This window comes from Sinorhizobium sp. P24N7 (assembly GCF_042436655.1).
Classification (GTDB): Bacteria; Pseudomonadota; Alphaproteobacteria; order Rhizobiales; family Rhizobiaceae; genus Sinorhizobium; species Sinorhizobium meliloti_A.
The window spans coordinates 268,314-289,680 of sequence record NZ_JBHMIW010000002.1 but is presented as its reverse complement, the minus strand read 5'-3'; the positions used below and the strand labels follow the sequence as shown (position 1 = coordinate 289,680).

At 57.5% G+C, this 21,367-nt stretch carries 14 protein-coding genes and 2 pseudogenes; 9 read left to right on the top strand and 7 right to left on the bottom strand.

Annotation, left to right across the window (positions count from 1 at the left end; translation table 11 throughout):
• The first annotated feature begins 189 nt into the window (after positions 1-189).
• The 3 genes from repA to repC all read left to right on the top strand — a co-directional run bounded on the left by repA (position 190) and on the right by repC (position 3,848).
• On the top strand, positions 190-1,413 hold the full coding sequence (gene repA, locus ACFHWW_RS04070) for a plasmid partitioning protein RepA (protein WP_283067722.1): 1,224 nt from the start codon (positions 190-192) through the stop codon (positions 1,411-1,413).
• Entirely contained in the window at positions 1,410-2,435 is a 1,026-nt protein-coding gene (gene repB / locus ACFHWW_RS04065; RefSeq protein ID WP_283067724.1) for a plasmid partitioning protein RepB, read from the top strand. Before repA ends, repB begins: the two co-directional genes overlap by 4 nt.
• A 198-nt stretch (positions 2,436-2,633) precedes the next feature.
• The gene (repC, locus tag ACFHWW_RS04060) at positions 2,634-3,848 is read left to right on the top strand and encodes a plasmid replication protein RepC (RefSeq protein ID WP_379937356.1); all 1,215 of its coding nucleotides are present in this window, start codon (positions 2,634-2,636) and stop codon (positions 3,846-3,848) included.
• Positions 3,849-5,143: 1,295 nt separating this feature from the next.
• On the opposite strand, the gene ACFHWW_RS04055 is transcribed toward repC, so the two are convergent.
• From ACFHWW_RS04055 to ACFHWW_RS04040, 4 genes are all read right to left on the bottom strand, one after another.
• Positions 5,144-5,296 (bottom strand): hypothetical protein, encoded by a 153-nt coding sequence (locus ACFHWW_RS04055; RefSeq protein WP_379937511.1) that lies wholly within the window; start codon positions 5,294-5,296, stop codon positions 5,144-5,146.
• A gap of 35 nt (positions 5,297-5,331) precedes the next feature.
• The gene (locus tag ACFHWW_RS04050; RefSeq protein ID WP_379937523.1) at positions 5,332-5,469 is read right to left on the bottom strand and encodes a hypothetical protein; all 138 of its coding nucleotides are present in this window, start codon (positions 5,467-5,469) and stop codon (positions 5,332-5,334) included.
• Complete coding sequence (locus ACFHWW_RS04045; protein ID WP_379937355.1) at positions 5,466-6,176, bottom strand: Fic family protein; 711 nt, start codon at positions 6,174-6,176, stop codon at positions 5,466-5,468. Before ACFHWW_RS04045 ends, ACFHWW_RS04050 begins: the two co-directional genes overlap by 4 nt.
• 212 nt (positions 6,177-6,388) lie before the next feature.
• Entirely contained in the window at positions 6,389-7,564 is a 1,176-nt protein-coding gene (locus ACFHWW_RS04040) for a site-specific integrase (protein WP_283067728.1), read from the bottom strand.
• Between the two features lie 71 nt (positions 7,565-7,635).
• On the opposite strand from ACFHWW_RS04040, the gene ACFHWW_RS04035 reads away from it, so the two are divergent.
• Both ACFHWW_RS04035 and ACFHWW_RS04030 read left to right on the top strand, forming a co-directional pair.
• Positions 7,636-7,914, top strand: coding sequence for a type II toxin-antitoxin system Phd/YefM family antitoxin (locus tag ACFHWW_RS04035; protein ID WP_283067730.1), 279 nt, complete (start codon positions 7,636-7,638; stop codon positions 7,912-7,914).
• On the top strand, positions 7,901-8,332 hold the full coding sequence (locus ACFHWW_RS04030; RefSeq protein ID WP_283067732.1) for a plasmid maintenance toxin (PemK-like): 432 nt from the start codon (positions 7,901-7,903) through the stop codon (positions 8,330-8,332). The genes ACFHWW_RS04035 and ACFHWW_RS04030 overlap by 14 nt, the downstream gene beginning before the upstream one ends.
• Before the next feature lie 23 nt (positions 8,333-8,355).
• Here the strand turns inward: ACFHWW_RS04030 and ACFHWW_RS04025 are convergent.
• Positions 8,356-8,615: pseudogene (locus tag ACFHWW_RS04025) on the bottom strand (hypothetical protein).
• Positions 8,616-8,806: 191 nt separating this feature from the next.
• On the opposite strand from ACFHWW_RS04025, the pseudogene ACFHWW_RS04020 reads away from it, so the two are divergent.
• The 4 genes and pseudogenes from ACFHWW_RS04020 to ACFHWW_RS04005 form a co-directional block, all read left to right on the top strand.
• A pseudogene (locus ACFHWW_RS04020) lies at positions 8,807-9,083 on the top strand (hypothetical protein); the annotation flags it as partial.
• Positions 9,084-9,104: 21 nt separating this feature from the next.
• A complete protein-coding gene (locus ACFHWW_RS04015; protein ID WP_283067734.1) occupies positions 9,105-9,791 on the top strand; it encodes an RHE_PE00001 family protein in 687 nt (228 codons plus the stop codon).
• 221 nt (positions 9,792-10,012) lie between these two features.
• On the top strand, positions 10,013-12,343 hold the full coding sequence (locus ACFHWW_RS04010) for a sensor histidine kinase (protein WP_283067736.1): 2,331 nt from the start codon (positions 10,013-10,015) through the stop codon (positions 12,341-12,343).
• 2 nt (positions 12,344-12,345) lie between these two features.
• Complete coding sequence (locus ACFHWW_RS04005) at positions 12,346-14,388, top strand: hypothetical protein (protein WP_283067738.1); 2,043 nt, start codon at positions 12,346-12,348, stop codon at positions 14,386-14,388.
• Positions 14,389-14,617: 229 nt separating this feature from the next.
• On the opposite strand, the gene ACFHWW_RS04000 is transcribed toward ACFHWW_RS04005, so the two are convergent.
• Complete coding sequence (locus ACFHWW_RS04000; RefSeq protein ID WP_283067739.1) at positions 14,618-19,873, bottom strand: FtsK/SpoIIIE domain-containing protein; 5,256 nt, start codon at positions 19,871-19,873, stop codon at positions 14,618-14,620.
• Between the two features lie 7 nt (positions 19,874-19,880).
• A complete protein-coding gene (locus ACFHWW_RS03995; protein WP_283067741.1) occupies positions 19,881-21,350 on the bottom strand; it encodes a hypothetical protein in 1,470 nt (489 codons plus the stop codon).
• Between the last annotated feature and the right edge of the window lie 17 nt (positions 21,351-21,367).

The window sequence follows — 21,367 nt, the reverse complement described above, 5'->3', positions numbered from 1 at the left end:
TCGCAGTGTTGAGCTAACCCTCAGAGCAGGAAGACAAAAAGCCGAAAAACCGCTTGCTGGTTCGCTAGGAATCTTCGGCGGCGTTAACCTTTTGGTAACCCTAAACTTCTGGACGGGTTCGGGAGAATCGTGCTCTACCTTTGGCGGGCAAACGCGGGAAAACCGGCGGAGAGCCGCCAAGAGGGAAAGATGGCGATAGCAAACCGAGTGGAATCAGCTGTTGGCTCGCAGGAAGATGCTGGCAGCAAGATCATGCGCCATGCCGGGATTCTGTCTGGGCAGTTGCAGCAGCTCAGAACTCGCATGTATCCGCCAAGATCCGAAAAAACGCTTCGTTCATTTTCGACCAACGAAGTGTCGAAGCTGACCTCGATACCCGATTCCACCCTAAAGCTCATGTCCACCGAAGGACGCGGACCGGTCCCTAGTCGGTTGGAGAATAACCATCGCCTCTACACGCTGGCCCAGATCAATGAATTGCGTGAATTGTTCGCGAAGCAGAAACCTGCAGACGCTTTGCGGTTCCTCCCTCGCCGTCGCGCCGGCGACCATCTTCAGGTCCTTGCGATAGCCAACTTTAAGGGCGGCAGCGCGAAGACCACAACCTGCATCCACCTTTCCCACTACCTGGCTCTTCAGGGCTATCGCGTCCTTGCACTGGACTTGGATCCTCAAGCATCCTTGTCCGCCATGTTTGGTGCGCAGCCAGAACTCGACGTTGGGTCGAATGAAACGATTTATGCCGCCCTGCGCTATGACGAAGCCGAACGTCGTCCAATCCGGGATATCATCCGCAAGACATATTTCGAAGGAGTCGATCTAATCCCGGGCAACTTGGAGGTGATGGAGTATGAGCATGAAACTCCCCGCGTTTTGGCGAACAAGTCGAGCTCTGGCGCAATCTTCTTCGAGCGACTGAAGCTCGCCCTTTCCGAAGTTGAGGCGGATTATGACGTCGTGATCCTGGACACTCCGCCTTCGCTTGGCTTTCTGACTTTGAGCGCAATTTATGCCGCGACCAGCATGATCATAACGGTGCATCCAGCCATGTTGGACGTTGCGTCGATGAGCCAGTTCCTCCTGATGATGGGCGATCTGATTAGCGTTCTGAACGAGAGCGGCGCTCAGCTGGACCAGGACTTCATCCGGTATTTGATCACACGGCACGACCCCAATGACGCGCCGCAGTCGCAAATCGTTGCGATGCTTCGACACTTGTTCGGTAATGACGTCTTATTGCCGACTGCCATCGAGAGCACTGCCGTCGAGGCTGCTGGCCTTGCGAAACGCTCGATATACGAGCTCGAGATGGGGCAGATCGGGCGCGATACCCATAAACGTGCCCGCGAGGCAGTAGACGCCGTTAACGAGGCGATTGTTCGCCTTATCAACGACAGTTGGGGACGGACATGAGCAAATCCTCTCGTAAGTCAATTGTCGCTAGCTTCGGACTGCTTTCCGCAGAACTGGAGAACAAACTGGCGAGTGATCAGCAGCCTGCGCCCTCAGTTCCGTCCTCGGGCAAACGCGTCGGAGCTGGTGTCATCGCCGTGGCCCACCGTACGATCGGCGAAATCCGGTCAGAGCGAGACCAGTTGAAGGCTCTCGTCGAGTCTGGCGGAGGTGCAGTTCGCGAGCTGGATCCTTCTCTCATCGACCCCTCCCCTTACCCGGACCGACTGCCGGACGATGACGAGACAAGCTTCGAGGCGTTCAAACGTTCAATTGAGGCCGACGGGCAAAAGGTCCCCATCCAGGTCCGGAGACACCCCTCGTCGCCTGGTCGCCATCAGATCGTCTACGGTCACCGGCGCTGGCTTGCTGCCAAGCAACTCGGCAGACCCGTTCGGGCCATTGAGGTTGAGATTTCCGACATCGATCTTGTCCTCGCGCAAGGCATCGAGAATGCAAGCCGTCAAGATCTAACCTGGATCGAGCGCGCTCTGTTCGCGTCTCGGATGGATGATGCGGGGATTAAGCCCCGCCATATCTACGCCGCGCTTTCTATTGAGGACGCTGAACTGGCGCGTATGCGGAACGTCTATCGCATCGTTCCGGCAGATATCATCGAAGCGATCGGGCGGGCGCCAAAGATCGGCCGGCCTCGCTGGCTCGATTTTGCCAAGGTGATTGCCGGCGACCCGCGTACTCTCGATTCCATTCGGACTGAGCTGGGCAGCAAGGGCAGAGCTCCCGAAACTTCCGACCAGAGGTTTCAGCGCGTCCTCAACGCCATCAAGCCAGCCGCCAACAGGGCCGTTGAAGCGACTCCGATTTCGGACGGAAATGGCACGAGGCTTGGCGCGTTGGTGATGTCCCCGAAAGAGGTTCGAATTTCGGCCGAGGGATCGCTTGGGATCGAGTTTTTGAAGTTCGTTGAGGCGGAGCTACCAGAACTTGCTGAGCGCTTCGCCCGTCAGCGAGAACACGAATAACCCTGACAGCTGTCAGGATCTCAAAGACTATTGAGGAAAGGAAACGCAGCAAAAGAAAAAGGCCCCCAAACGTTGCCGTCGTGGAAGCCTCTCTCTGATTTAGCACCTCGAGAATCGCATTTCCACGAATCCTAGTCAAGAGTGTTTGGCGTCGTTTTCGGCGGTCGGATTTCTTTTGCCATTCGAAGGTGAAGGAAAATGCAAAGTGGAAATGTGACGACGCCCTTTGGGCGGCGGCCGATTACGCTTGCCTTGGTTCGGCAACAAATTGCCGCAACGGAGATCAAGGCCGGCAGATCGGCTGACAAATGGAAGGTCTTTCGGCACGCTTCTGAAGCGCGGAAAGAGCTTGGACTGCAGGACCGCAGCCTCGCGGTACTCAACGCCTTGTTGACCTTTTATCCAGACAATGAACTCCGCCAGGACGGGCAACTCATTGTCTTCCCGTCCAATGCGCAGCTGACACTCCGCGCCCATGGCATTGCGGGCGCCACGCTTCGCAGACATCTAGCACTTCTGGTTGAGGCCGGTCTTATTGTGCGCAAGGACAGCGCCAATGGTAAACGCTACGCTCGAAGGGATAGGTCAGGCGAGGTCGAAAGTGCATTTGGCTTCGACCTCTCACCCCTGCTCAACCGCGCCGAGGAGCTCGCCCAGATCGCCCAGCAAGTCGCTGCTGACCGAGCAGCGCTCCGGAGGGCGAAGGAAGATCTCACCATATGCCGGCGGAACGCCCGCAAGCTCATCACTGCCGCGATCGCAGAGGGCGCGGATGGGGACTGGGACAAAATTGAGTCGGTATATGTGGAGTTGGTTCGCCGCATACCGCGTTCCCCAAGCTTGTCCGATCTGGACGACCTGCTTCATGACCTGAAATTGCTGCAGGAGGAAATTCTCAACACGTTGGATTTGCAGCGAAAAGAAGAATTTGATAGCACCAATGATGCTCACAATGAGCGTCACATACAGAATTCACATACCGAATCCATATATGAACTTGAACCTAGCTCTCGAAATGAGCAGGACGCGACGCGGAGCCAACTCAGCCAAGTTACGAGCGAGCCGAAAAAGAGATTTCCTCTGGGAGTGGTGCTGAAGGCCTGCCCTCAAATTGCCGATTATGGTCCAGGGGGCACAGTCGCGGGCTGGCGAGACCTAATGTCGGCGGCTGTGGTCGTCCGTTCGATGCTCAGAGTCAGCCCTTCAGCTTATGAGGATGCCTGCGATGTGATGGGTGCGGAAAATGCCGCCGTCACGATTGCCTGCATTCTCGAACGGGCGGAGCATATCAACTCGGCTGGCGGATATCTGCGAGACTTGACTTCAAAGACAAGGCGCGGCGACTTTTCGCTTGGGCCCGTTTTGATGGCGCTTCTGAGAGCTCACGGGCAAAGTTCGAGAAAAGTCGGGTGATCGTGAAGGGCTGTGGCCAACTCTGACAGCTGTCAGGGTTTTAGTCTCGGTTTTTATCACGGAAAGATAGGTGCAGCGCGGGCCACCCGGCTACGCTTAAGGGGCCGGACAGATCCACACCTCAGCGAAGCGTCCAACTGCATCCACCAACTATAGGATTGGCTGAACGGAGCCAATGATGTTCTTGAACCTCGTGAAAATGCGAAAGTGACGGAGGTGAGGCGAGCGGCTTCTGAATTTGGAGTGCACCTGTCGAGGCTGCGATCGAAACGCTATCGCGATCGACAGAACTCGAATCCGTCTCTCACGGAACTGCCTGAGTCCACATCCATTCGTTCACAATCGGTGGGTGACGATCAAAGACCCTGCAGACGGGGCCATAGCATGCCGATCGCCTTGGGCACATTTGACCGGAGAAAGATATTAGACCAGAGGAAGTTGTTGCGGCCCTCATCACTCCACGTGACCGGCATCGGATCTTCGAGGCGCGGGGCGTTGGACATCCTTTGCGATTGTCGCAAAGTAATGGGCTTGGCGTCTCAGCGCTCGCGACGAAGAATCTGCAGTCTGGAAAAATCGCAAGTGAATTTGGGTTGGACGATGTTGGACGGCGTTAGCGAGGTAGAGATCCCGCGATAAGTCGGCGGGAAATATTGACAAATAGGCAAGATATCGTGAGCCGTAACATCTTGGCTGCGAGCGGGAGCTGGCCCAATTAGGCAACGTCCCTACGTGCCCTCCGAATTTAGAGCCCGGAACCCTCTCCCTTTCGCGGAGAAGCAAAACCCTGACAGTTGTCAGGGTTTTGGACCGGCCCTTTTTATTCTTCACCGACAGACAAAGCCGTCATCGCTGGTAGCAGATACTCTTGCATGTGTATTGAACCAACTTTGCGGCACGGCTTTGCCGCGGGCCTTGGCCTCCTTCATGCCGGACTTGGTCCGCTCCGCAATTGGCGCGCGACCACCGGCAAGGAAAACATCTCCTGCGGCGTCAACGTCTCGATGGGCCGCGCTGGGACTGAAATGTGCACCCGCGTCCGTGAGTTGGTCGATGATGTCAAGGAGAGGGCTTACCGAGCGCGCCGGTCGAGCCGAACCACGACGAGCGTTTCGCCGCCGTCGACCTAATGCAGCTTTGAGAGGGCAGGGCAGGCACGGGAGGCATCGCGGAGCCGCGCTCCGCGATGGTCAGGTGGCAGCATGCGGCTCGTTGCTCCATCTCCTGCACTTTTGTCGCCTGGTCGTCGGTGGACACGCGTGCGTAACCAATCATCCGGCCACAAGGAGCAGGTGTCATCGCGGGCGGTTTCCGGTGAGGAGCTCGAGTAGGATGGGATTGATATAGAGTTTCTCGCGGCCGGATTTCAGCTCTGCGAGAATTCCAGCATCAACCAAGGCCTTCAGGTAGACCGCCGCGGCTTGACGCTTTGCTATACCGGCCGTCACGACGTCGGAGATCCGGCAATAGGGGTGGACGAAAATCACCTCCGCCAGCTCGCGCCCGTCTGATCGAGGAGATCGCGGATCGCGTGGATCTTCCTGTTTGACCACTCCGCGGTTTCGCGTATGCCCGCGAGCATGTAGAGGATCCAGTCCGCCCAGGCGCCTTCGGTAGTCACCCGCTGGAGCCGGTCGTAATAGGTTCGCTTGTTGCCGATGATATAGCGGCTGAGATAGAGCACGGGAATGTCGAGCAGGCCCTTGTCGACGAGATAAAGGAGAAGGGGTGAATTGCTTCAAACTGGTAGTGCATGACTGCGAGGCGGATCAGCGGATCGATGTCTTCGGCCTCGTGGATATAGCGCTCCCAGTTTGAAAGCTTGTCCCGTAAGAGGTCGCGACCCTCGGGAGGCGTGTAGATAACCTCCCCCGTGGCTTCATTGTATAGCGCGGTTCCCGGCGTGGCGCGTATGTCGAGCTCAATGCCCTTGATCGTCCGGCAGACTTCGATTGCCATTGCTGTCGAGACCGGCCGCTCCTGAAGCAACTGGAAGCCCTGATGCAGCGCGGTCCGGTAGCGCAGAGCCTCCTTGGTTGCGGCGTCGGGCGGGTTTGCCGCATCGCCGGCAAAGCGAAACATGCAGTCCGTCGTCGTAACGATGGTTTCGATCTCTGAGCTCGCTTGTGCTTCAAGCAAAGGGATGGAATTGATTAGCACAGACTGGTTTGGGATGAGTATCTCCGGATACCTTGAGCTCTGCCAGAGCAGCGCGCGCGGCGATGCAGGCCTTGAGGATGGCCTTCGTCTCAATGTCTTCGCTAGGCGGCAATGTTGGCAGATCGTTGTAGGGGCGGTCGGGCCGGAACGGCATGCTAAAACTTTCATTGTTCCGGCTGACTTGTCTCCGCATATGTCGCTGGCGACGACATGTCGCCTAAACGTGTCGATACAATCGCAATTTATCGACATATCCTGCCGATCGTTGGCGAACGTTTCTGGTAGAGTACCCGCGCTCGTACAGGAGCCTCCAAACTCGTCAAACCAGGACGATCAGGGACCCTGCGGGCGGAAATGCGCTGCTGATGGTGTAGCGCACTTCACGTCACAAGACGTGCCGCCCGGCCCGTCTTTCGCTCGGCATCGTTGTAGTAGCGCGCCGCCTGGGCTACCGACTTGTGCAGCGACTGCTGCATCGCCTCAGGAAGCGGAATGTCGCGGTTGGCGGCCTCGGTGAGATAGCCGGATCTCAACCCATGCGCCGAAAACAGCGCCGGGTCGAGGCCAGCTTGTTTGCAGCGACTCTTCAGGATCAGGTTGACCGACTGCGGCGTCAGCGCCCGCCGGTCGACGTTGCCCCACTGGTCGATGCGCCGGAAAACGGGCCCATCCTTGATTTGCGCGTCGAACAGCCATCGCTTCAACACGGTGACCGGCCGGCCGATCAACAGCACATGTTCGTCATCGTCGGCGCTCGTCGTCTTGGTGCGGCCGAGACGGATCGACAGGCAGGGCAGGGGAGGGGAGTCCTTGTCGGAGGGATCGGCGCGCACCGGTTCCTCGTCGGTCAGGTCCTCGACGCGCAGAGCCGCCACTTCCGAGCGGCGACGGCCGCCGGAGGCAAAGGCGGCCAAGAGCAGTGCCCGGTCGCGCACATCGACCAGCCGATCGCCTGCGCAAGCCTGAAGCAACTTCGCCAGGATCTCGACGGTCACTGCCTTTTTGCTCTTGCGCTGGCGCGGCCGATTACTTGCCTTGACCGCCAGCCTCAGCGCGCTCTTCAGCGATGGCGCGCCGAAGGCGCCGGTGCGACCGCGCCAGCGGGTGAGGATCGACCACGACGTCAACCGCCGCCGAACCGTGCCGGGCGCGTGCGGGCCGGGGGCCCTGAGCAGGCGCTCGGCCCGTAATCCCGCCTCGACCTCGGCCGGCATGCCGTGGGCCGGGTCCTCGCCGCGTTTGACCGGATCCCAGAGATGGTGGGCGACGAATTTCAAGAGCAGTGCTTCCGGCGCCGGCCAGGGGAGGGGGGCTCCGGTCGCCAGCTGGCACCAGGCCTCGAGATAGCCGAGGTCCGAGGCAAGCGCCCGAAGCGTGTTCTCGCCCATGCCCTCGCCGGCGAGATGTTTCAGCGTCGCGACGTCGTCGTCGGTCAGCAGTCCGGCGAGCTGGTCGCGCCGGTCGAAGGGGAGGATGGCGTCGAGTGCGTCGAGCTCTTCGGCGCGGCGATGCACCGCTTGGCTGTTCGCATCCGCCGCTTTATGGTTTTTGATCATGGCTTCCAGCCCCTGTGTTCTTGCGAAAGTTACGGAAAATCCGTATATTCCGGACAAATGGAGTTTTTGATATGACGTCGACCGTGACCGCCGCTGCGGTTTCCAAGAATTTCGGGGCCTATCAGGATGCCGCCGTGCGCGAGCCGGTGATCATCACCAAGAACGGCCGCCCGCGCACCGTGCTCATCGCCTATGAGGACTATCTGCGGCTGTCGCGGCGCGATCGCCGCGTCGAGGCGACGGGGAACCTGAGCGAGGCCGATCTCGCCGCGGTCGAACAGGCGGAAATGGAGCCGGGTCTCGATCATCTCAATGCCGAACTCTTGACGGACAAGAATGCTGCCGACTGAAATCAAGGTCGGCCGCGTCTTCCGCTATTCCTATCTCTGGCACTGGCAGCATCTCGAAGGCCGCGAGGAGGGCGACAAGGACCGACCCTGTCTGGTGCTGGCGCTGGTGACGACGCTCGAGGATGGCACACCAATCGTCCGCGTGCTGCCGATCACCCACACGCCACCAGCGAGAAGCGACGAGGCGATCGAGATTCCGCCGGCGACGAAGCGCCGCCTCCGCCTCGATGACGAGCGCTCCTGGATCGTGCTCAGTGAGAGCAACCGCTTCGCCTGGCCGGGACCGGACATCCGACCGGTCGACAGCGACAGCGGCTATTTCGGGCCATTGCCGCCGGCCCTGTTTGCCGAGGTGAAGCGCCGCTTCGTCGAACTCGCCCGGGCGCACCGGCACACGCCGACGGCCCGGACCGATTGAACCTGTCATGACTTCCGTCCTTTTTACGCCGGCTCCCGTCGCCACCGCGCGATGATCGCCTCGATCTCGCCGCGTCCTCCTCCCGCGCGAGCCAGGTGAACACGGTGGCCATGTCCTCGGAGACGTCGCGGTCGACGGCAAACAGGTCGGCAATGTCGAAGCCACCGAGCGCATCGGCGTTCCACCAGGCAAGCAGGAAGTTCGCCACCCGGCGGCCTTGGCCGGTATCGTCGTGGGCGATGTTCAGGAGCTTTTCGAGGGCAAATCGGACCCGGTCTTCCATGTTTTAAGCTCCCAGCAGCCGCGATTTGGGGCGAATCTAGGCGATTTGCGACTCTAAATCCATCACTATCGATACTTGAAACCTATCGATAGTGAGTGGTCGCGAAGAACGGCGTCCGGATGACGGAAAGATAGCGTAGTTTAGCTTCCGGTTGTGATATTTTTGACGTTAATTCATATGGTTAATCGTTCATTAACCCGGCCGTCTACTGCTGCTGCAGCCGGTGTTTGAGGCCCACTGCGCTGGCGCTCGACGAGCGGATCGCAGTTCGCCCTCGGTCGGGGCCGGATCGAACAACCGCATTTTGCCGACGCCTGCGCCTCGCTGTGGATCGACGGCGAGCTCGTGCACCTCCAGGATCTGGTGCTGCACGATGCCGGCCTTGACGTCCGTGCGCCCACCCATGAGCTGACCATTGCCCGAGACGTGCTGCGATCCCGCCGGCGGATTGCGACGCAGCCGCCCGGCTGAGCGCTCGGTCTGGACGGCATGCGCCGGCTGCGAGGGCAGGGCGCCGGGAGTAAAGAAGTTGACAAGGTGCACGCAGCGGCAACCGCGGTCGTCGATCAGCGGCCGCGCCGGTTGCAGCCCCTGCCGGGGGAGGGACGTACGATCGCTCGCTGCGGAACTGGCCACGATCGACGTCGTGATCGCCGCGTCGTGCTAACCGAAACCGAAGGTCTGCCGCCCGTGCTGCGCGCCGCGTTGTTGCTCGACGCCTGGAATGAACTGGAGGTCCTGCAGCACGTGTCGTGGCTCGGCCGGCTGCTCGCGGCCGAGGCGCTGCGGCAAGCGGGCCTCACGACGGCGGCGCATCTGACCGCTGTCAATCTTGTCCTCAAAACCATTGCCGTCGAGCGCCGCCGCCATCGCGCTCGCGACACCCGCCTGCTGGCGATCCTCAACGGTGTCGTCGCGGCCGCGGAATTCGGCCTCAAGGAGCACGACCGGCTGGCGCTCGCCAGGCAGATGATGGAGCGGCGCCTGGTCGGCCGGCGATCGTCCTCTAATCTGCCGGGCCTGATCGAGATCGTCATCTCGCGGCCGCTGGTGTCGGCCGGCATGGTCGCCGAAATGCTGAAGGTGACGCCACGGGCGGCGCTCAGGATTGTTGGCGAGCTCGGTCTTCGCGAGATGACCGGCAGGGGGAGGTTTCGGGCGTGGGGAATTCTGTAGGGACGGGGCAGGTTGTGATCGAACTCGACATTTAAGCATCGAAAAAACGACTATCCTGCTCTCGTTCGGGGATGATTGCCCCTCGTCTCGCCCTGTGAAATCAGCATCGAGGCTCCCATCATCGCCGCAGAGGGAAGCAAATGGACGGATGCGAGTTGCGATTGAAATCCCATTAAGTACTTTCGCATAGTGTGTCAGCCACACGTTATTCGGGAAGTGACATGGCATTTCAAATATTGGCTCGAACAGTTCTCGAGCTTGGCGCAGAATTGATCAGCTCTGACGGTATCGCCCTTTATGAACTGATCAAAAATGCGATCGACGCTGAGTCTGAAAAAGTCGTCATTGAGGTTCATATCCAGTGTCTTCGGTCGCACTTCGACACGTTGATTGCAGCTGTCGAAGAGCCCGGCGCTGACGCGACCAAGCTTAGGGCACGCTTTGAACAGGCCACAAAGCTGACGAAACTGCTCAGCGTCGATGCCCGTGCCATAGCCTCGATGCGGGAACAAATCGCGGTTATCGCCGATCCTGAGGCACTCGTCGCCACCTTGTGGCAGTGGTACGACGAGCACAACTTCATCCGTGTCATTGATACTGGCAATGGGATGAGCCTCGAAGATCTGCAGGAAGTCTATTTGACTATTGGAACCCGCTCGCGCCAGGAAAGCAAGGAGACGCTGCTTCCCGGTCAAAGGGCACCCCTCGGCGAAAAGGGCGTTGGACGTCTCTCCACAATGCGGCTCGGCGAGAGGCTTACCGTCAAAACGACCAAATCGGACGAGACGAACTTCAATCTGCTCGACATTGACTGGAGCCTATTCAGTCACTCATCCAATGCCAAACTGCATGAAGTGATGGTCGATCCGGTTCTCGGCCCCGCGAAGATCGCGAAGGAAAACTCGGGAACGACAGTCATCATAAGACGCTTGCGTGCGGACTGGACCCTAGAAAAGGTCACCGCGATCGCTAATCAGGAGTTCTCAAAGCTAGTTGATCCCTTCGAGGACGGCGTTGCGAACAACTTGATACAAGTCTTTTACGGCACCGATCGCGTCTACATTGATGAGATCGACACCCGCATTCTGGAACTGGCACATGGACGGTGTGAAGCGAAATACGAGATTGTCGAGGGCCGCCCGCGGCTTTGGGGGTCTGCAACCTATGATCTCCGCGAAAAGCGCCGGACATTTGACCTCAACGTCACCGACTTGTTGTCGGTCGTGAAGACCTCGGGTCCCGAGGCGTTGGTCTCGCTCGGGCCGTTCACAATGGAAATGTGGTGGTTTAACCGTCGCCTTCTGCACGCTGTCGGTACGCTCACGCGAAAAGACATCACTTCTGAAGTGGGCAAGTGGTCTGGTGGCTTGATGCTGTTCCGCGATGGATACCGAGTCAATCCCTATGGCGGCGGAAGCGACGATTGGCTCGAACTAGACAAGAGGGCTTTCGCTGCCAAAGGGTTTAAGCTCAATCGCCAACAGGTTTTAGGACGGGTGAAGATCAGCTGGGAGAATCGTGCCCTGACCGACCAGACCAACCGAGAAGGTCTGACTGAGACAAGAGAAAAGCAGGCCCTTGTCAAACTCTTGCAGCATGTCCTGCTGACAGAGTTTAAAAGTTTCCTCGATCGAGAAGACAAGGCCGCGCGGATCCAAGAACAGACTACCCTCGAGAACATCGAGGAGAAGATCGAAGCCTCTGAGACTGACATCAAGAGGAAACTTCAACAAATTGAACGTCTACTGCCTCCTGAAAACAAACCCCTTATCGCCAACGCGCTGGCAATGTTGCGCGACCTTACGGGGTATCTCAACGAAGTTAAGGCTTTGAGCGATGAGGTTGCTAATGACCGCGCCCAGCTTGTTCATCTAGCTGGTATCGGCTTGATGGTTGAGTTCATTATGCACGAACTAGCGCGAACTGCCGCTGCGACCCTGTCGACGCTGCGAGACATCGATCGCACAGAGCTACAGCGGCCTACAGCATCTGCGATCTCGGTCCTTTCGGATCAGCTGGTCACCATTGAAAAGCGGGTCGCCAACCTCGATCCGATTAGTGCCTCCCGCCGCCAGAACAAAGAGAATTTTGATGTCGCGGAAACACTCCGCGACATCATTGGCGGGAGAGCGGGGCAGCTTTCTCGTCACCAAATCGAAGTGACGGGAAGTTTTCGGGATGCGCGGCCCTGGAAAGTCAAAGCGGTCAAAGGCATGTTCATCCAGATCGTCGAGAACCTGCTTTCGAATTCCTTCTATTGGATGAAGCAACAGGAAAAACTTGAAGACGGATACCGGCAAATCCTCACCATCGAGGTGGATGCCGACGAAAAGTTCGTGAGCATTACCGACAATGGGCCGGGCGTGTCCCCCGATATGGCGAGCGAAATCTTCCAGCCATTCGTGACACGGAGACCTGCGGGTGAGGGACATGGCTTGGGTCTCTACATATCGCGCGAGCTCGCGACTTATCATGGCTGGACGTTGGATATCGAGCGCGCCGAGACGGTCCAGCCGAACAGATTCAATACATTTTTCTTAGATATGGGCTGACAATGATCTACACGAATGAACTGAAAAGCGTCTTCAAGAGTGCCGGAATCAAGAAGGTTGCAATTGTCGACGACGCTTTCGACCAGATCGATGTCAGCAAGATCGAGCGATCAGGGTTTATCGCATCCCGAACTGCTGCGCGTGAGATGGTGGGCGCAAACGCGAATGATTCGACGATAAACCAGCTCGAAAAACGACTTGGCAAAAGACATGCGGAAATCTTCGCCAATCATGACGACCAGGAGGTCGTCGAAGAACTTTGGAAAGTCTATTTGATCGAGGAGGTCGACAGCCCAATGGCGGAGTTGCTCGGGCCGATCTTCCGGGCGATCGGGGTCGACAAACGTGACAAGCTTCGGCCCCTGAGGATATTGAAGAACATGCTTGTCGAAGAGGCCAAGGTTGTGGTCGATGAGCTGGACAGCTCTACGCGTGCAACCGATGTCGTCGACTATGACCTGGTCTTTCTGGATTTCTATTTAGGTGACGACGTACCGAACACGGCAAGCGAAAAACTGACCGAGAAGATGAAGAGCGACGCCAGAGAGCGCTCGATTAAGTTTCTCCGCGACTTGGTCGATCTGACACAAGAGCAGGGAGGCAAGCGCATCCCACTGGTCATGCTGATTTCTTCGCTCGCTAGCCCTGATCATCTGCCGGCGTTTAGATCTGGCGCCAAAATGCTAGCGAGCAAGATGGCGTTTCTGCCGAAAGAGTATGCCGAGAAAAATGTCGCGCGCATGCAACACACCATTATCGGCCTTGCGCAGTTCCGCGGACAGGCGGACGCCCTTTGGAGCTTTTTGGAGGAATGGAAACAAAGCGTCGATACCGCCGCTAACGACATGATGTCTTCGTTGCGCGAACTCGATCTGCCAGATTACTCCTATATGCAAGAATATCGGCTGACGACCGAACGAACGCCGCTGTCGCAGTATATCAGCTCCCTTTTCAGCGGCCGACTAGTCGATATGGTCGAGCGTGAAATGGAACGCCGACAGGCGTCATCCCACCTTAAGGAGCTCAAGCTTCCGCAAGCCATCCCCGGGCGTGTTTCGCCAACCGCCGCCATCACTGACCTGTACAGCTCGTTGACCACAAGCCAGGTGCCGATAGCAGAAGGCGACTTCCAGCCGCGAGCCTGGGCGGGCGATGTCTTCATCGACTTGACGACATACAACGAGGCGTTCGGGACGCAACTTCGCGTGAAGAAGAAGCGGAAGAATATGCCAAAGGTGCTGGCAGTGGTGACACCCGCTTGCGACCTTATCCCGGAGCGTTCAAAGGAAAATCCATTGCGAATGGTGACGATGGTTGGCGGGGATCTCGTGCCGCTAGCGGACACTGATGCTCCAACGACCCACCTTCTGATGTTGAATAAGAAGCCTTATGCCATTCAGTGGAATACAAAATGGCCCTTTACGGTCGGAATCGAAAGCATGAAAACAACTGAGGCTCTAGCGGGTCGCTATAAATGGGCAGCACGCCTAAGGGATCTGCACCACGCGGAGCTCCAGCACATGTTGTTTGCCGACGTCGGCCGCGTCGGCGTGCCGGTATCACCAGTCATGTCGGAATATGTCGGGGTCACCATCCTTGCAAAAACAGGCCGCGACGGTGTCCCCGGCGGCTATGAAACAGTTTTGGACTTGACTAGTAACACGCATCCGGGGTGGACTTTCACCACCCAAAAGGGACGCGCATTTTGTCTGCGCGATGACATCGCATGGACAGTACGCGAATGGGTCCAAAATCGGCATGATCAGATTCAGTCCAAGAAAATCGTGAAGCTTCTTGAAAAATCTAATCAACCATCGTGGCTGGCCGACATGCACAGACCCATCCTGTTCAAAAAAGGTTCCCTCAAATCGAACGCGCCGAGTACGGACGGTGTCGCGTATCTGCGCTGCAAAGCGCTGAGTGAAATAGATTTCACGAAGCTTTCGCAGGAATTCGCGGTTGTTTTCTTGAAATCTGCTGCGGAAGAATCAAACCTCGAACAGCAGTTCGAACTGCGACCCACAGATCCGGCGCTAGTGGTCTGAACGCGAACTGGCGGCGCCAGTCATATGTCTCTGCGATATTCCATTGATCGAGCGGACTAAGCAGCTATTGCGCACGTAGCCTTCGTCTTCGCGGTCCAAGCCGCCAATTTATCACTAGCGAAAGCGCTTCCTTGGAAAAGAAGGTGCTAAAAAAGCTTTGAAACGCTGTATGCGACAAAAAAGGAAATCGCAAATGCGCAATCCCGGCTCCCTCTCTATCGTTGATCCTCTATTGTTGATCGCCACGTCCTCGAATTGCCGCAACTACGTCTGATACGAAGCCCTCTGATGCGAATGGAACCTGAGCATAGATTAGGCTCTGTTCGCCCTCCGCTCTGACTATCATGTGGCCCTTGCCCAGCAGCCTTTCAGCTCCACGCTCACCAAGAGCAATCTCAGATGTCCCCTCGGAGTCGACGCGCAGTATCAGCCTGTTTCCAAGCTGCGACCGCAACTGCATGGGCATCACATTCGCCTCAGGTCGCTGAGCTGCGAAGATGAGATGGATGCCTGCCGCCCGCGCCTTTACCCCCAACCTTCCGACTGTTGATGTAACCGCTACTCGGTAATCATCCGTAAGCATCCATTCCGCAAATTCGTCATGAATGACCCAGTAGGTCGGCAGCACCTCAGCAGGCGTAGCTTTAGCGTTATAGGCAGTGATGTTAGCGACGCGCGCTTCTTTGAAGGTTCGATAGCGACGGTCCATTTCTAGAACCATACGCTCCAGTTGGTCGATGGCCGTCTCCTGTTGGTCAATGATACCGTCTTCCAGATGAGGAAGCGCGTCAAAGGCGAAGTAATCGACGCCTTGCTTCGGATCGATCAGAACGATCTTCGCATGACGTGGATCGTTCGTTGCTGCAATCCCCAATATGATCGATTGCATGAGCACTGATTTTCCAGAGCCAGTACTGCCGGCAATCAAAGTGTGCGGTGCGTGTCGCTGGCTAGGCGACAGTATGAAAAGCTCGTTATCATCTTCTCTTACTCCGATCACAAGGTTCTGGTTCCCAGTCGGTGAAATTGTAGGCTTCCATCGGCTCCAGAGACTTTGGATATCCACGATTTGCCGCTGAGTTCGCGCGACATAGATTGCGATTGCACCTGGCTCAGGCCTCACGGAAATGATGTCCAGGCGATGTGTCGTCAGGAGCTCGGAACGACGCTTGAGAACCTGTTCTACCGTCAAATTTGCGCTTCCGCTGAAACGCAGAATGGCAGCATTCGGTGTCAGCTTCTGGTCAATGAGTTTTGCTTGTAGACCGAGTTGTTGAAGGGCGCTGCGAGCCATCATAGCGGTGTTTGCCAACCACTCTTCATCGGCCTCCGTTTGCCTCGGGCTGGTGTCAAGGTGCCGTTCGACGATCTCTGCCACGCTACTCGCCGGAGCGATGGTATTGGTCACTTCCGGTTTAAGCGCATTCTCGTCACTGGGCTTTTCAGCGGGTGATGGAGGGGCAGATCGGCGGTCATCGTTCTCAGCGACAGGTTCGGACTTTGCTTTTGCAACGGCTCGCGGCGCATCCGACCTGGGATTGATGGTCTGGCCGGGCGTATGCGGCGCCGGCACCTTGCCGTAGATTGGGTCGATCGACGTCAGCAGCGCCTCAACGTTCGCGTTGGCTATGTAGGCTGTGATCAGGTCCTTGAGTTCCGCCCGACCGAAGATCATCTGTCGGCTAGCGGGCGCCCCGCTTACTTCGCTGAAATCTGTAACCGTGGAACCATCTAGAGCGGTCGGAACGAAGACATGACTTAGACCGACCACCTCAATCCGGGCGAGGCCATCTCTGATCCGCCGGCGCCAGTCCACTAGAGGAACATTGCTGGCGGCCGGAATCTGAATGCCGTCTAGCAGAAGATCACCCAAACGAGACAGCCATGACTCGCGATCGAGGCGGTCGGGCTCAAACGTGGCATCAATGATCCGGCGCATCGTGTCGCGGAGCTGCTTTTCCGATTCCTTGCGCTTCGACGGGAAGGAGACAGCATCGACATACTTCGCCTCCGTGACGATGATCCGCAACGTCAGTTGCCCACTGGCATCGATCGCCGGAGACAATGCAAGAATGTCGGCCTGTGTTTCCTCGCGGGCTCCAAGCCAACTCGCGTAGTCGTCAAGAAAATACCACCCGACAAGGCGGTCGGCCCCGAGAGATTGCCGGGCGAGGAACCGGCTCAAGACGACGCCAATGAGCTCACCGGCGGCTTCACCACGTTTTGCGGCTCGCAACACGATGTCGCCCGAAATATCATTCGCGTCACCGATGAAGCGGTCCGCGAGTGCATTGATGTCCTCAGGCGATAGATCGAGCTGCAGTTCCTCGAGCCGCCGGCGTACCATCGCGCGAAGGAGGGTGAGTGGGGCGCGAGACGAAATCACGACATTCCGGCCCTGTGTCGCGGATTGCTTGTACCGAATTACGCGGACGCTCTGGTTCTGCAATTGGCGACGATCGAGCAATTCGTCAAAGTTGACGACCCACGCGCCCAAATCATGCGTTTCTTCGAAAATGCGGGCTGTGCGGTCATCTCGGAAATCAAGCTGGCGGACAGGAAGCAGTCGTTTTCCGTCCTGTAGATCCTCGTCATTTTTCAGGAACGCTGTTGTTGCAGACAGGAACGCCCAGCCTTCGCGGCTTTGCACGGGTGAGCACAGGTAAACGCTCGATTTCAAGTCATCCATTGCACCGGGGCGCCGGCGCGACCATCGCGCCGGTAACAGCGTCGCAAGATCAGCCGGATCAGCAGACTCCCGATACCATTCGACCGACGCATGCCGAGAAATCACGTCTTGACTGAATACGATATCATACGGTCGCCCATCACGCGGATCTGGCGGTGGAGCCTGATCCGCGATGACACTTATGCGTAATCTCGCCATGAAATCTTGGGTAATCTCGGAAGCCGCCAGTACCTCAGCGGACCCACTCGTGCTTGTCAGAATTGATCGATAGATATCACGAAGCCGAGTTCCGTCCGTGTGACGCAACATCACCTGGCACCTCATGTCTTCGTCGTCGTTCAGCTCGCCAAGACCATCAACCAATTGCTGGGGAAGACGCGCTGAATCGCAATTGTAGAGAACAAGCGACATATTCGCCCGTTCATGAGGATGCAGGTTGAGGTAGCGCTGCGTCAGATCGAGGAGGCAGTTCGTCCCGGCCTTTGCGTCGTCGTTTGTTTCTCCTCCTCCCGCTCCATCGAGCACAGGTCGTTCGTGAAGCGAATAGTCGCCTTGATGATCGGCCAGCGAGAGGAGCTCCGGTTTGCGGCCGCTCCAGGAGACAACCACCTCCGGATAGAAGACGTGCCGTATATCTTCAGCAAGATCTCTGAAGAAGAGCTTCGTATCGCCATCGAGGCCCGCGGGCAGGTCGATAATTTTGCGCACGACCTCTCGAACGAGATGAGCTTTCCGCCAGATAGCCGCGAGTCTTAGAGGGTGCCACGGCGCAACAATCGCAGCAGCGGCTCCGTCGCCAACTGGGGCCTGACCCAGCTCCAGGAGGGGGCGCAACAGCAAGTCCTTGTTGCGATCACCGGGTGCTAATGTCCGGACGAGATCAAGTAGCTCCGCATAACTCGCAGCCTGGTCGCGACACACGGGATTAGATGCGCCTTCGGTCCGGAATGACCTGATCGCGGTCTGATAACGCTCGCAGAATGACTCGAAACTTGCAGAGAGCGTCGTCGAAACGGCCGCGTCGATAAGGTCCTGCTCGAGCGCAGCCTTGAGATTGGCTTGCCAGATCAGGCGCAAGTCACGCTCGCGTGTATAGGTTGGGACGAGCGATCCACGATCCCGGTCATAGGCCGGGACTAGTGTTTTCACGTCAGAGAGATCGATCGAACCGGGCCGACGACCGGCCATTCCCGGTTCTCGACCGCATTGAAGCGCGACGAAAGCATTGCTGCACAAGCGGTCCCAATCGTCGCTCAATTGTGACGAGATAACATCCGATCGATACTTCCAAATGAGCTGCGCGGAGGCGATAGAGGTCCCACCTTCGAAATCGGTCGTTTCGAGTTCCAACTGGAACCGTAACTGCAGAGCTGCCTTAGCAGTTGATCGATTGATCGCCGACTTGTCCTTGGCATCCTGCCACCCGCGTAACACGGCAGGATAGTCCATCAACGAGCCAAACTCGATTGCCACGTTCGTGCCCAGCAGCTTCGGCAAACCAGCATATCTGAGCGAGAAGAAAAGGCCGGCCTCCGTATTTAGGCTGCGTAGATCCCGTTTAGTCAGGGAGTCACACCGGATGGTTAACCTTCGCTCCACACCAACCGCCGCACGGGCGTTCAGCGTGTCCATCATCATCGCTACGCCTGATAGGAAATCCTCGGTCTCCAGCGGCCGCCCATAGATAAATTTGTCCCAGGAAGACTTAAGCTTGCGGTCCTCTCTAATTTCGTCACGGTGGCGTTCGTAGAAATCAATGTCTTCAGGTTCTGGGCTGGCAGTCGTCTTTCTTCGTGCCAGAAGCTCCAGATGCTCCTCGTCGTCCTTTGACAGGAGGTCCTCAGGCCCCTCCGAATAGAAGCGTTGAGTATCTTGGCCTAGGTTGGTCTTTTCCCTAGCCAAACCTTCAAAGAGTGGCTTCACGTGCTCCCAAAGGCAGTTCGCCAAGGCCTCAGAGCTGGAATTCCAAGCAGGTCGGCTTTCGATGAAAAGCTCGACAACGGGGTGAACGATCTCAGGAATTACATCTCGAGCCTTTTCGAAGGCATCCCGCAGTTCGGACTCCGAGATGACGATCTGGTTCGGGTTTTGCTTGAGCAGATAGGGGTGGCGCTTCCGGCGCAACCCGATGTATTCGCGTTTCCAAACCGATGCATGACGCCGGGACTTGTCCTTGATCCCGGCAAAGGCCGCCGGATCACGGGGAAGCTGGAGCGCTGGAAGCGCGTAGCCAAGAGCTTCGATGATCGGGTAACCTTCATCGATCACTGCCTCTCGGGTTGCCACAATGTAGCGGGCAAAACGCTCAAGCGCTACAGAGCCCACTTGGCTCAGTCCCGCAAGAGACCGCTCCCACCAAGCTTTCGCATCATCAGTCAGAGCGAGACCCGCACTTGCAGCAGAAACCCATGCGGGCAACCGCTCAATCAGCTGAGCGGCTCCAATAGGCGTGACCTCGTGAAGGGACATATCTTCGGCCTGTCCCTCATCCGCACTCGCGTTTGTAATGAGAAAAGCCGCCTTCTCACAGTCCGCGCTCCGATAGAATGTCGCATTGCGGTCAGTTAAGATTTCCTCAGGTAAAGCGTGCCCGTCGAAAAGAGTGCGGGGTAGCTTGATGTCGACGCGCTCGCTCAAGAAAACGTCGGCCAGGACAGCGCGTGTGACGGCGAGTGTCTGCGGAATGCTCAGACCGTCCAACAGGAATCTGGCAGTGCCGGCCTCTCCACCTACATCCCCCAATTCCTCCTTGAGGATCGAGCACGCAACTTTTCCAATCAGTTCGTGGATATCCATGTTGTAGTCACATCCTGACCGAAAGCGGGTTTTCGACGTAAGCGCATGCATCAGAAAGACGCCGCAACATACCAAGCGTTCTCAGCCGTCGCTCGAGGCGGGCTGAGTTCATTTGGAAGGATTTTCGATCAAACTCATCGTCGGACAGCACCTGCACCGCCTCGCGTTCGCCGATAACAAGACCGTACCTGCGATAAAGGAGGTCCAGGAACTCGCTGTAATCCATGCGAGTTTCGACATTCGCTAGTATCAGAGACTTCAGCAGTGCATCCGTCGGTGCGTAACGGAGCTGGCTTGTCCCTCGCCGAGATACCAGTCCAGCGCCGGCGCCGTATGCGCGATGGACAGCGGCGACATGCTTACGATGTCGTGCCTGGGCGGCTCTCTTGAGATCGGCTAAGAGCTCGGCTTCGTCAGGCTGTCCGCTGTAATCGTCTACTTCCGGCCATCGGACGATATCGACAAGCAAACGTCTGCAATCCGGGAACGGCGTCTCGCCAAGACGTCGGCGTTCCCACTCTTCGCTCCTGCCAATCGCGTCGATATAGGCATCGACCGCTCGCGATGGTAACGTGTCGTTGAGCTGGAAATTCGAAATTGACAGTTCGCGGATCGGGGTCCGTTTGGGTGCAATAATCTCACAAATAAAGTGGGGCTTCGGAGAGAAGCAGTGGACGGCTGCGACGACCAGCTGGTAACGCAGCAGGTGCAACGCGGTGAGCGCCGCTAAGTGGGGGTAGGTGTCAAACCGGGGAAGGGGGCCACGTAGAAGGGACAGCCAATCTTGGGCAAGATCATCAAACGTCTCGTGTCGCGCATAGGGCAGGTAGCTGTTGCCGCGCGTTGACCGGTCTTCGTCGTAGTCGGGTTCCATCAGTTGCAGGAGACGATCGCAAGGATCTCCATCCAGCATTTTTGCGATCTCTGGCGCCAGTTCGGCCGCATGCGACGAGCGGCACAGCATCTGATAAACGAGCTCCCCTGGAAGGCCAAAGTTGATGTACTCGCGAGACGCCGTCAGGCTCAGATCTTCGTATAGGGCATGCCGCCCAAACGGGAACACGAAGCGCGAAGACCAACGTTTGTTCGGCCCATTCTCGATGGTCGTACCGCGTAGCATGGACACCAGCGCGACAAAATCTGAGAACGAGTTGAATCGCTTGCGCAAGTACGAGAAATCTCGAAGAGGAACGCCTTGTGCGCGATTGGCGATCGCCGCCAACCATTTGTCCCAGGAAGCGCTTTCCGCCAGTTTTTCATCGGCGATCCGTAGCATCGGCTCATTGTTATAGAGGATGTTTCGGATATACATTCGCTGCGCCGGTTTAAAACGGAGCGGATACAGCTTTCCTTCGTCGTCAAGTAGCGACCGGTCTCTATCCTTTGCTTCCGCGACACCCAGGAACTCTAGGAAAATCAGCCAAGGCGTGGTCGCGTCCCATAGGCGGTGGCCCCAGATCTGCTCATCGATCCACATATCGTTTTGCGGGTGAT